The sequence below is a fragment of the Ruegeria sp. BA12 genome (assembly GCF_056539625.1).
In genome coordinates this window covers 67,817-79,632 of the sequence record NZ_JBQFVF010000011.1, presented here as the reverse complement: position 1 = coordinate 79,632, position 11,816 = coordinate 67,817, and the positions used below count along the sequence as shown (strand labels likewise).

The window sequence follows — 11,816 nt, the reverse complement described above, 5'->3', positions numbered from 1 at the left end:
ATCCCCTCGCATGCTCGTCACAACGGCTTCCTGGCGTGATGGGGAAATCTTAATGGAGCACTTTCATGTCTCGACAGAACTACACTTTTACTTCGGAATCCGTATCCGAAGGGCATCCGGATAAGGTTTGTGACCGAATCTCGGACGCTGTACTTGACGCATTTCTGAACGAAGAACCCGAAGCCCGCGTGGCGTGCGAAACCTTTGCGACCACCGACCGTGTCGTCATTGGCGGCGAAGTAGGTCTGTCTGATCAGGAAAAATTGCACGACTATATGGGCCGCATCGACGAGATCGCGCGCGCCTGTATCAAGGATATCGGTTACGAGCAGGACAAATTTCACCATGAAACCGTCGAGGTGACGAACCTGCTGCATGAACAATCCGCCCATATCGCACAGGGTGTGGATGCCTCGGACAACAAGGACGAGGGCGCCGGTGACCAAGGCATCATGTTCGGCTATGCAACCACCGAGACCCCCGCGCTGATGCCCGCGCCGATCCAGTATTCCCATGCGATCCTGCGGCGCTTGGCGGAGGTGCGCAAGAACGGGTCTGAGCCCGCGCTGGGCCCGGATGCAAAATCGCAGCTGTCCGTGATCTATCGGGATGGCAAGCCGGTCGGCGTCAGCTCGATCGTGCTGTCGACCCAGCATCTGGATGAGTCGCTGAGCTCGGACGACATCCGCGCCATTGTCGAACCTTATATCGCTGAAACCCTGCCCAACGGCTGGCTGAACGCTGATACCGAATGGCACGTGAACCCCACCGGCAAGTTCGTGATTGGCGGTCCTGATGGCGACGCCGGTCTGACTGGGCGTAAGATCATCGTGGACACTTATGGTGGTGCCGCACCGCATGGCGGCGGCGCGTTTTCGGGCAAAGACCCGACCAAGGTGGATCGCTCGGCGGCCTACGCTGCGCGCTATTTGGCCAAGAACGTGGTTGCTGCGGGCATGGCAGAGCGCTGCACCATTCAGCTGAGCTATGCGATTGGTGTGTCCAAGCCGCTGTCGATCTACGCGGATACGCATGGAACGGGTCAGGTGGAGAATGCGGATATCGAGAAAGCCGTTGATAAGGTGATGGATCTGACACCGCGCGGTATTCGTGAGCATCTGCAACTGAACAAGCCGATCTACCAGCGTACGGCGGCCTATGGCCACTTTGGTCGTCAGCCTGATGCGGATGGCGGTTTCAGCTGGGAGCGTACGGATCTGACCGACGCTCTGAAGTCGGCAGTCTGACCGTTCCACAATGAAACGGTGCGCCCTTGCAGGCGCGCTCTATTGTAGGAAATGCAATTTGGGGCGGCGTGTCGGCAGAACTGACGCGACCGCCCCTTGCTTTGACCCCGCCTGCGCAGTATGGGCACCGCCATGAGCACCCAGACACCCCAACGCCCCCGCAGAAACTTCTATGGCCGCTTTAAGGGCAAGGCCCTGAAGCAGAGTCAAAAGACGTATCTGAACGAAGACCTCGATGCTTTGTCGCCTGGTGCGGTGGACTGGGACGCAAATCCTGAACGTCATCCGCTGGACCTAAAGGCACTGTTCGGCGGTAAAGATGTCTGGCTTGAGGTCGGCTTTGGCGGTGGTGAGCACCTGGTCCATCAGGCCGCCAGCAACCCCGATATCGGTATCATTGGGGCCGAGCCGTATATCAACGGCGTCGCCATGTTGCTGGGCAAGATCCGCAAGGCCGGGGTCGAAAACCTGGCCGTTCATCCCGGCGATGCGCGGGATTTGTTCGATGTGCTGCCCGAGGCCAGCATTTCACGGGCGTTTCTTTTGTATCCTGACCCATGGCCCAAGACGCGTCATCACCGTCGGCGGTTTGTGACGCAGGAACATCTGGAGCCACTTGCCCGCACGTTAAAGCCCGGTTCGATTTTTCGCGTTGCCACCGACATTCCCGATTACGTCCGCCAGACGTTGGAGGAGGTTCCACGTGCCAGGTTTGAATGGCTGGCCGAACGCCCCGCTGATTGGCGCGAACCGTGGGATGACTGGATTTCCACCCGCTATGAACAAAAGGCTTTGCGTGAAGGCCGGACGCCACATTACCTGACCTTCCGGCGCAAAGACTGATTGCCGCTGGACCAACCGGCTCCAATTCGCTAATCCGCCTTGAACTGATAGCGAAAACAGGAGCCCCCATGTCCGGACACGGCACGCCTATCCCGATGACCTCGCATCCCTGCGGCCCGCTGACCGGCACGGCAGAAGTGCCCGGTGACAAGTCGATCTCGCACCGGTCGCTGATCCTGGGCGCAATGGCGGTGGGTGAGACCAGAATCTCGGGCCTGCTGGAAGGTGAGGATGTTCTGGACACCGCCAAGGCCATGCGCGCCTTTGGGGCTGAGGTCACGGATCACGGCGACGGTGAATGGAGTGTGCATGGCGTGGGCGTTGGTGGATTTGCCGAGCCCGATCAGGTGATTGATTGCGGCAACTCGGGTACCGGTGTCCGGCTGATCATGGGCGCGATGGCGACCTGCCCGATTTCCGCGACCTTCACGGGTGATGCAAGCCTGAACAAGCGACCGATGGCCCGCGTCACCGATCCACTGGTACTGTTCGGAACGCAATCGGTTGGGCGCTCGGGCGGGCGGCTGCCGATGACCATCGTGGGTGCGGCAGAGCCTGTACCGGTGCGGTATGAGGTGCCGGTGCCGTCGGCGCAGGTGAAGTCCGCGGTGCTGCTGGCCGGTCTGAACGCGCCGGGCAAGACCGTTGTGATTGAGAAAGAGGCCACCCGTGACCACTCGGAAAGGATGCTGGCCGGTTTCGGGGCCGAAATCAACGTCGAGGATACGGATGAAGGCCGGGTGATCACGCTGACCGGCCGCCCTGAGTTGAAACCGCAGGTCATCGCTGTGCCGCGCGACCCGTCCAGTGCGGCCTTTCCGGTATGTGCGGCACTAATCACGCCGGGCTCTGACGTGTTGGTGCCGGGCATCGGCCTGAACCCGACCCGCGCGGGGCTGTTCACCACATTGCGCGAAATGGGCGCGGATCTGACGTACGAAAATGAGCGGGAAGAGGGCGGCGAACCCGTCGCTGATCTGCGCGCGAAATACTCTCCGAATATGAAGGGGATCAATGTGCCGCCCGAACGCGCGGCCTCGATGATCGACGAATATCCTGTGTTGTCTGTGGTTGCGGCCAATGCCAACGGCACCACGATGATGGGCGGCGTGAAAGAGCTGCGCGTCAAGGAAAGCGACCGGATTGACGCCATGGCGCGCGGGTTGCGGGCCAATGGTGTGACCGTGGACGAGGGCGAAGAATGGTGGTCGGTCGAAGGGTTGGGCATCGGTAACGTCCCCGGTGGTGGCACCTGCGAAAGCTATCTTGATCACCGCATTGCCATGTCGTTCATGGTCATGGGGATGGGTGCGAAGTCTCCGGTTTCCGTGGATGACGGCGGGCCAATCGCGACCTCGTTCCCGATTTTCGAGCCGCTGATGGCCGCCCTGGGTGCCAAGGTCGAACGCACATGAGTTTCACCGTCGCCATCGACGGCCCTGCGGCGGCGGGCAAGGGGACGATCTCGAAAGGGGTGGCGGCGCTGTTCGGTTTTGCGCATCTGGATACGGGGCTGCTGTATCGCGCGGTCGGGCGCCGAACGCTGGACGGGACTGACCCCATCGAGGCGGCGCAGGCTTTGACTGCGGAAGAACTGGAACAAGGCGATTTGCGTACGGCCGAGATTGCGCAGGCGGCCTCGAAAGCGGCAGTGATCCCCGAGGTGCGCGCGGCGTTGGTGGATTTCCAGCGCGCCTTTGCCCGTCGGGCAGGGGGGGCTGTGCTGGATGGGCGCGATATCGGTACGGTGATTTGCCCCGAGGCCGAAGTAAAACTGTTTGTTACCGCCAGTGCCGAAGTGCGGGCAGAGCGCCGCTTTTTGGAACTGCGCGCAAAGGGCGCTGATGTGACCCGAGAGTTTGTGCTTGCAGATGTGCGCGAACGCGACGTGCGGGATGCCGAACGCAGTGCTGCGCCGATGAAGCCTGCCGCAGATGCTGTGCTGTTGGATACGTCTGATCTGAGTATCGAAGCTGCTTTGGCCCAGGCCGTAGCTCTTGTCGAAAGCAAACGCCCCGCAACGTCCTAACGCCGCGGGGAGTGGTAATTACAGCTCGCCTACGGCGACGGATTTGATCTGCGCCCACTGATCATCAGCGGTTTTTGCTGTGGCTGGCACGTCTTTCAGAAACGCAGCCCGAGTTTCAGCGTTCAGGAACAGATACAGCTTGCCGTCTGTGACCAGATACTGGTCCGGGTCGCCATCAAATTTCTTGCCGACAGACACGCCGAAGGAACAGAACCCGCCGTGCTGTGGCAGATAGGCGGTGGGGTTGGCCTCGAACGCCTCGAGATTGGCGGCGCTGGTGAAGTAGTACGATGCCCCGTCGTAGGTCGAGGAATGGGTGGCAAACCCTTCGACCGGGTTACCTTCGTTGACCAGGGCCACCAGATCGACGCCATGTGCTGCCAAGGGCGCGCCCGCGGCCGAGATGCCGTTCGAGACATTGATCTCATCCGCTGCAAAGGCCGGTGCGGCGATCAGGGGCAAGGTGGCGATCAGGGTTGTCAGAACCAGAGATTTCATTGTGTTTTCCTTTCCTGTTCAGGTTCGGGTCGGCGGGGGAGCCAACCGCTGAAACAAAGTTAGGGGCAGTGTTTTGAACGGGCTATCGCAGTAAGATCGGCAAACCTTGCAGATCGTTCAAACTTGTGGCGGCGCACGACATACTCTTCACTAAGCTTTGTTTGGTCAGGGTCCAGGCAGGTACCTATTGTAAGGGAATAGCCTGCAGGAGAGATGCCATGATCCGACTAGCCCTAGTGTTGATTTTTCTGGCCGGAGGTCTGGCGGCCCAAGATGCGCCTGAGACCGAGCCACCGATGGACTATGAACGTCTGGGCAAGATCCTCTTTGCGCTTGATCCCGAGGCACAGCCGCAGGGGCCGGGCTTTGCTTTGACGCTGTCGGATGTGCCTGTTCTGGTCGTCACGGATATCAGCACTGATCGCATGCGTGCGATGGTGGCGGTTCGTAGTGCTGATGAACTGTCAAAAGAGGAATTGCACAGAATGATGCAGGCCAATTTCGACACCGCTTTGGATGCGCGCTATGCGATTGCCAACGGAATCGTTTGGGCAACATTCATTCATCCGCTTTCGTCTTTGAAGAAGGACCAACTGATCTCTGGCTTGGCGCAGACAGTGAATATCGCTGCAACTTACGGCACGTCCTACACCGGAGGGGCGATTCAATTTGGTGGCGGTGACAGCAACGAATTGCAGCGACAATTGATCGAAGATCTTCTGAAGAAAGGTGAGGAGATTTGACGAGCGTTCAGGATTCGAGCCTGTGCTGATACCTGCCCACTCCACAGATCTCAATCCTGTACGATAGGCCTGAAATTCCCAGTGCTATAGGCCCTAGCTGGACGCAATAAAGCTGTTATAGTCTTGGATACGCCATAAGGGAAAGCTGCGATCTAAGTCCAAAACACAAAAAATGGGCACGTAGCTATAATATCCCTTGAGCCAACAGGGACAAAAAAACATGAATAATCGTTTGCGCAAGATCACCATCGTCGGTGGCGGCACAGCAGGGTGGATGACCGCGCTGATACTGGAAATGGTGCTTTCACGCACGTCAGCGGAAAAGGATCGCCCTCGCATATGCCTGATCGAGAGCCCCAATATCGCGACAGTGGGTGTGGGCGAGGCGACAGTGCCGCGCATGCCGGTCACGCTCCGTCAGGCGGGTATTTCCGAGCGGGACTTTTTTCGCGAAACCAACGCGTCGTTCAAGCTGGGTGTGAAGTTTTGCAACTGGAACAAGGACCGCAAAGGCAATCGCATCGATTATGTGAACCCCTTTGCGCATGGCCAATTGTTGGAAGGGTTGGAAACAGCCGAGTATTTCTTGCGCTTTGGCAATGGGGATCGGGATTTTACGCGGTCCATCTCACCACATGATGATCTGGCTCGTCTGTGCAAAGGCGCACGGCAGTTGGGGCAGCCTGAATACGAACAGCGGTTTGGCTATGCGTATCATCTGGATGCTGTGAAATTTGCCGGCATGCTCACCAAAGTCTGCACCAAGCGCGGTGTGGAGCATATTCAAGATGAGGTGAAATCGGTCGAACTGGATGAACAGGGCAATGTCAGCCATCTGATGTTGGAACGCCAGGGCCGCCACGACATCGAGATGGTCATAGACTGTACCGGATTCCGAGGCTTGATCATCAACCAAGCGCTTGGCGAACCGTTTATGGATTACTCGGACTATTTGCCAAATGATCGCGCCATGGCGTTGCAGATCGAGCATCCCAACCCAAAGAAGATTGAAAGCGTCACGCGCTCGACCGCTCTTGGCGCAGGTTGGACCTGGCGGGTGCCTCTCTATAACCGTGTGGGAACGGGTTATGTGTTCTCATCCGCGCACCGCACGGATGATCAGGCGGCGGATGAATACCTCAAATGGCTGGGTGACAGCGGCAAGGGCGCGACGCCGCGCGTGATCCCCATGCGCATTGGGCGTGTGCGCAATGCCTGGGTTAAGAACTGTTTGGCGATCGGCCTGTCCGGCGGGTTTATTGAACCGCTAGAGAGTACGGCGATACATATGGTCGATCATGCGGTGCGGTGGTTTGCGGAACACTTGCCCACGCGAGACATCGAGCCATCCTTGCGGACGCGGTATAACCAGCAGATGAATAAGCTTTATGATGAGGTTCTGGAGTTCATCTGTCTTCACTATCGATTGGGTAACCGCACTGACGATCAGTATTGGATCGATGCGCGGACAGAGATGAAGATACCGGATCGGTTGGCCGAAAACCTGGAGCTATGGCAGCATCGTCTGCCAATGGAACATGACATCGAATTTGCGACGTTGTTCAACTTTCGCGTTTACCAAACGGTTCTATTGGGCAAACAGGTTTATGATACCGGTTACGGGACCGGCATCCGTGATCGTCTGCGGCCACTGAAGCGACAGATTTGGTTCCAGGGTATGAAGACTGCGAAAGCACATCTTGCGCAGATCCTCACAAAAATGCCGGATCACAAAATGCTGTTGCATGATATCCGAGGGGAGTTGCAGCGACCAGCATTCGGCAAGACAATGGCGACGAAGCCGACAGTTGCGATGCCGGGCGCGGCGCCATCATCCGTACCGATCCAAAACATGCCGAACTTTGCCGAAATCCAAAGCGGCGCGAAGGATTTGCAACTGTTCTAGACCTTCTTTGCGTTCGCTACTGAGGGCGCTTGAGGTGAAGCTGAGGGTGGAGTGTTATATTCTCTACCCTCAGAATGGTTCTTTGACGCTCTGGGCGCGCGATTGCGGCGGCACACATCAGTTCGGGCGCGGTGACCTTCAGCGTGAGCTGATACGAGCTTCTCAAAAGAAGGCGAGGAATTCTGAACTAGAGCGCGGATCCTTCGCGCTGCTTTTCTTGCTCGGACGGGGTTGGAGTGTGGTTGAAGACGAATGCCGTTCGACAGGCTTCTTCTCCGCCCAGCTCGGCAATCTTCTTACGCTGATCCTCAAAGGCACGCGCGTTGACCTCTTCGGGGTCACATATTTCGCGCAGACGGCGTTCGCCTTCGACCAACGCCGCTTGAACTTCGGGGTCGTTAACTCTGTCCGTGGCGCGATTGGTCTGTTCATTCGGGTCCGATGCAAGATCAAATAGTTGGGGGTCATGCCCAACGTAATAGACGTATTTCCACTTATCCCAGCGCACCATAAAGCTGCCGGTTTTTGACCCCCCGTCATGATATTCACTAAACCCGGTTCGGTTGGGATCATCCGGTGCCGTGGCCAGATCGATAAGCGAAACGCCCGGTTGATCGGTATTGCCTGCATCATCAGGAACACCGCAGACGTCCCGTGCGGTTGCTGCAATGTCTGTCAGGTTTGTACAGGTTGAGACTTGCTTGCCGTTGGGAATACCGGGTCCGGCGAGGATCATCGGAACCCCGGCGCTGGCCTCATACATCACCTGTTTGGTCCAGAACCCCTGATCGCCCATCATGTCGCCATGGTCTGAAACATAGACAATGACCGTATTTTCGGCCTGACCACTTTGGGTCAGAGCTGTCAGGATGCGCCCCACGCAGTCGTCCATGAAGGATGTTAGCCCGTAGTATGCGGCCTTGGCTTCGCGCATCTTTTGTTCATCAAAATAGTCATCGTAGTTGAAGAACGACGCAATGTTTTGCAGCTCTGCGTGATCAGGGAGGCCGTGGCCATAGCCCACCGGCAGGTCCATATCCGCGGGATCATAATGGTCGTACCATTCCTCGGGGCAAGTCAGCGGATAATGCGGGCTGACCAGGGACACAAAGGCGGCCCATGGTGCATCGTGACGTTTCGGATCGGTCAGCCATACCTCAGATGCGGCGGTAATATCCAGATCATAGTCGGTATAGGTGCTGGACCCGGTGCCGACATCACCCGCCAGTTCGGCGGCTGAATCATACGCGGGCGGGTTCTCGCGCAGCAGGCCGACGGCCCAACCAATTCCTCCGACGACATGCATGGGAAGTATTTCCTGCGAGAAACCGTTGTCATCCTCGGCCGAGCGAAAATGCAGCTTGCCGATCGAGACGACCTCGCGCCCCGTGTCTCGCAGTTGACGCATCCAACTGCGCGGATGCCCGGCATAGGGTGTCGCGCTGTCCCAGTGACCAGTGGTATGCACCCACTCTCCGGTAGCCAACGCGGCGCGGGTGGGAACGCACATTGGCGACGGTGTATAAGCCGAGGTGAACATCGTACCCCGCGCCGCCAAGGCGTCCAGATTGGGGGTTTTGACGATCGGGTGGCCAGCGCATCCCATCGCGTCCTTACGGTGTTCGTCGGAAATAATGACCAGAAAATTCAAATCGTCTGCTCCTTGATCGCTGGATTGAGCCTAGCATCGTTTCGCCGACGGAGGACTTTAACTTGCGACAACTGGGTCGCTTTCCGGCTTTGACTTGCAGTGCTTCAGCAGACTCGCTATAGAGCACGCGTCTGAACAAGGGCGGTCAACGTCCGGATGACGTATCTGAGCAGGGCCGGGTTACCTCGGCCCTTTGTGTTTGTGTAGTCAGATGCGCCCCGGATCACGCCTGAAGGCATCATGAAACAAGACCGGCGGAAACAACCGCTCGGCCAGTAAAAACGTTATGTAAAGGAAAACAACGCCACATGGCTAACGCATCCATGGAGGAATTCGAAGCCCTCCTGAACGAAAGCTTCGAAATGGACACACCCGAAGAGGGTTCTGTTGTCAAAGGCAAGGTTCTGGCGATCGAAGCCGGCCAAGCCATCATCGACGTAGGCTACAAAATGGAAGGCCGCGTTGATCTGAAAGAATTCGCAAATCCCGGCGAAGCCCCTGAAATCGCTGTAGGCGACGAGGTCGAAGTTTACCTGCGCGCCGCAGAAAACGCCCGTGGCGAAGCTGTCATCTCGCGCGAGATGGCCCGCCGTGAAGAGGCATGGGACCGTCTGGAAAAAGCATATGCCGACGACCAGCGCGTCGAAGGTGCAATCTTTGGTCGCGTCAAAGGTGGCTTCACCGTCGATCTGGGTGGCGCAGTCGCGTTCCTGCCCGGCTCGCAGGTTGACGTTCGCCCCGTGCGCGACGCTGGCCCGCTGATGGGTCTGAAGCAGCCGTTCCAGATTCTGAAAATGGACCGCCGCCGTGGCAACATCGTTGTTTCGCGCCGCGCAATCCTGGAAGAATCGCGTGCCGAGCAGCGTGCCGAAGTCATCGGCAACCTGTCCGAAGGTCAGACCGTCGAGGGTGTCGTCAAGAACATCACCGAATACGGTGCATTTGTTGACCTGGGCGGCGTTGACGGCCTGCTGCACGTCACCGACATGGCATGGCGCCGTGTGAACCACCCGTCCGAGATCCTGACGATCGGCGAAACCATCAAGGTTCAGGTCATCAAGATCAACAAAGAGACCCACCGCATCAGCCTGGGCATGAAACAGCTGCAGGAAGATCCGTGGGATCTGGTTGCTGCCAAGTATCCTCTGGGCTCGGTCCATCAGGGTCGCGTCACCAACATCACCGACTACGGCGCGTTCGTCGAGCTGGAAGCCGGTGTCGAAGGTCTGGTGCACGTGTCCGAGATGTCCTGGACCAAGAAAAACGTCCACCCCGGCAAGATCGTTTCGACCAGCCAGGAAGTCGACGTCATGGTTCTGGAAATCGACGGCGCCAAGCGTCGCGTGTCTCTGGGCCTGAAACAGACTCAGCGCAACCCATGGGAAGTGTTTGCAGAAACACACCCCGAGGGCACCGAGGTCGAAGGCGAAGTCAAGAACATCACCGAATTCGGTCTGTTCATTGGCCTCGAAGGCGACATCGACGGCATGGTTCACCTGTCGGACCTGTCCTGGGACGAGCGTGGCGAGGATGCGATCCAGAACTACCGCAAAGGCGACATGGTTTCAGCCGTTGTCTCGGAAGTTGACGTGGAAAAAGAGCGTATCTCGCTGTCGATCAAAGCCCTGGGCGGTGACAAGTTTGCCGAAGCCGTGGGCGGCGTGAAGCGTGGCTCGATCGTGACCGTCGAAGTGACCGCAATCGAAGATGGCGGCATCGAGGTGGAATACGAAGGCATGAAGTCCTTCATCCGCCGTTCGGACCTGAGCCGTGACCGTGCCGAACAGCGCCCCGAGCGTTTCTCGGTTGGTGACAAGGTCGACGTCCGCGTCACCAACGTCGACAGCAAGACCCGCCGTCTGGGCCTGTCGATCAAAGCACGCGAGATAGCCGAAGAGAAAGAGGCCGTGGAACAGTATGGTTCCTCCGACTCGGGCGCATCGCTGGGCGATATCCTGGGTGCAGCGCTGAAATCGGGCGACTAAGCCCGGGCCTCAGCCTTAGCCGAATTTACGGCCCCGCGTATCCGCGCGGGGCCGTTTTTGTTGCGAATCAATATGTTCCAAAATTTGGGCTTATTCCGGCTGTCGTTCACGCTTTTGCGGTGAATTTCACGCTCGCAAGCAAAAAAACGCGTGACTTGGCGCGAAAATGAAGGCTTTGCACACAGAGTTTACGTTCCCCCGATCACGGTTTTTTCCTATACTGTCCAAATAAATAGAGATGGCTAACCGGTCGCCTGGGAGGGTAACGCTTATGATCCGTTCAGAACTGATTCAGAAAATCGCCGACGAAAACCCGCATCTGTATCAACGCGACGTCGAGCGGATCGTGAATACCGTGTTCGAGGAAGTGACGGATGCCATGGCACGCGGTGACCGCGTAGAGCTACGTGGCTTTGGTGCCTTTTCGGTAAAACAGCGCGACGCGCGCGTTGGCCGCAATCCGCGCACCGGGGAAACTGTTCAGGTCGAAGAAAAATGTGTTCCATTTTTCAAAACTGGCAAGTTGCTAAGGGACCGATTGAACGGTAAAGCCTAGGGCATGATACGCTACCTTCGATATGCTTTTCTGGCGATCCTCGGGATCGTTCTCATCTCCGTCTCGCTGGCCAATCGCGAAACGGTTGAACTGACCCTGATGCCCGAAGCTTTTGCCGAGCTTTTGGGCTTTAACCTCAGCACGTCGCTGCCGCTGTTTGTCGTGGTGCTGGGCGGTGTGGTTGCGGGCCTGATCATCGGTTTCCTGTGGGAATGGCTGCGCGAGCATAAGCATCGCCGTGATGCGACTGCAAAGAAGAGCGAAGTGCGCAAGCTTGAGCGTGAGGTTAAGAAGCTCAAGAAAAAGCAGAACGAAGGTCAGGACGAAGTTCTGGCGCTGTTGGACGAGGCCAGCTGAG

Annotated in this window: 11 protein-coding genes and 1 riboswitch; of the genes, 9 read left to right on the top strand and 2 right to left on the bottom strand. The window is 57.8% G+C overall.

Annotation, left to right across the window (positions count from 1 at the left end):
• The first annotated feature begins 11 nt into the window (after positions 1–11).
• A riboswitch (SAM-SAH riboswitch) is annotated at positions 12–60 on the top strand.
• Positions 61–65: 5 nt separating this feature from the next.
• From metK to ACR0B0_RS17980, 4 genes are all read left to right on the top strand, one after another.
• Positions 66–1,247, top strand: coding sequence for a methionine adenosyltransferase (gene metK / locus ACR0B0_RS17995; RefSeq protein WP_170351767.1), 1,182 nt, complete (start codon positions 66–68; stop codon positions 1,245–1,247).
• Between the two features lie 132 nt (positions 1,248–1,379).
• Positions 1,380–2,090 (top strand): tRNA (guanine(46)-N(7))-methyltransferase TrmB, encoded by a 711-nt coding sequence (gene trmB / locus ACR0B0_RS17990; protein ID WP_480648975.1) that lies wholly within the window; start codon positions 1,380–1,382, stop codon positions 2,088–2,090.
• A gap of 68 nt (positions 2,091–2,158) precedes the next feature.
• Positions 2,159–3,505, top strand: coding sequence for a 3-phosphoshikimate 1-carboxyvinyltransferase (gene aroA, locus ACR0B0_RS17985; RefSeq protein WP_480648973.1), 1,347 nt, complete (start codon positions 2,159–2,161; stop codon positions 3,503–3,505).
• A complete protein-coding gene (locus ACR0B0_RS17980; RefSeq protein WP_226688943.1) occupies positions 3,502–4,119 on the top strand; it encodes a (d)CMP kinase in 618 nt (205 codons plus the stop codon). Before aroA ends, ACR0B0_RS17980 begins: the two co-directional genes overlap by 4 nt.
• 18 nt (positions 4,120–4,137) lie before the next feature.
• Here the strand turns inward: ACR0B0_RS17980 and ACR0B0_RS17975 are convergent, their stop codons facing one another.
• Positions 4,138–4,617, bottom strand: a complete 480-nt coding sequence (locus ACR0B0_RS17975; RefSeq protein ID WP_170351763.1) for a YHS domain-containing (seleno)protein — start codon at positions 4,615–4,617, stop codon at positions 4,138–4,140.
• Positions 4,618–4,835: 218 nt separating this feature from the next.
• Here ACR0B0_RS17975 and ACR0B0_RS17970 point away from each other — a divergent pair, with 218 nt between their 5' ends.
• Complete coding sequence (locus tag ACR0B0_RS17970) at positions 4,836–5,360, top strand: hypothetical protein (RefSeq protein WP_170378974.1); 525 nt, start codon at positions 4,836–4,838, stop codon at positions 5,358–5,360.
• A 220-nt stretch (positions 5,361–5,580) separates the two neighbouring features.
• Complete coding sequence (locus ACR0B0_RS17965; RefSeq protein ID WP_480648971.1) at positions 5,581–7,266, top strand: tryptophan halogenase family protein; 1,686 nt, start codon at positions 5,581–5,583, stop codon at positions 7,264–7,266.
• 187 nt (positions 7,267–7,453) lie between these two features.
• Here ACR0B0_RS17965 and ACR0B0_RS17960 read toward each other — a convergent pair whose 3' ends face one another.
• Complete coding sequence (locus tag ACR0B0_RS17960) at positions 7,454–8,917, bottom strand: sulfatase family protein (RefSeq protein WP_480648969.1); 1,464 nt, start codon at positions 8,915–8,917, stop codon at positions 7,454–7,456.
• 308 nt (positions 8,918–9,225) lie between these two features.
• Between ACR0B0_RS17960 and rpsA the strand changes: the two genes are divergently transcribed.
• From rpsA to ACR0B0_RS17945, 3 genes are all read left to right on the top strand, one after another.
• Positions 9,226–10,902, top strand: a complete 1,677-nt coding sequence (rpsA, locus tag ACR0B0_RS17955; RefSeq protein WP_010438032.1) for a 30S ribosomal protein S1 — start codon at positions 9,226–9,228, stop codon at positions 10,900–10,902.
• A gap of 271 nt (positions 10,903–11,173) precedes the next feature.
• Positions 11,174–11,458: an integration host factor subunit beta gene (gene ihfB / locus ACR0B0_RS17950; RefSeq protein WP_037310872.1), complete on the top strand. Its 285-nt coding sequence runs from the start codon at positions 11,174–11,176 to the stop codon at positions 11,456–11,458.
• Positions 11,459–11,461: 3 nt separating this feature from the next.
• Positions 11,462–11,815: a lipopolysaccharide assembly protein LapA domain-containing protein gene (locus ACR0B0_RS17945; RefSeq protein WP_170351760.1), complete on the top strand. Its 354-nt coding sequence runs from the start codon at positions 11,462–11,464 to the stop codon at positions 11,813–11,815.
• Position 11,816 lies beyond the last annotated feature (1 nt).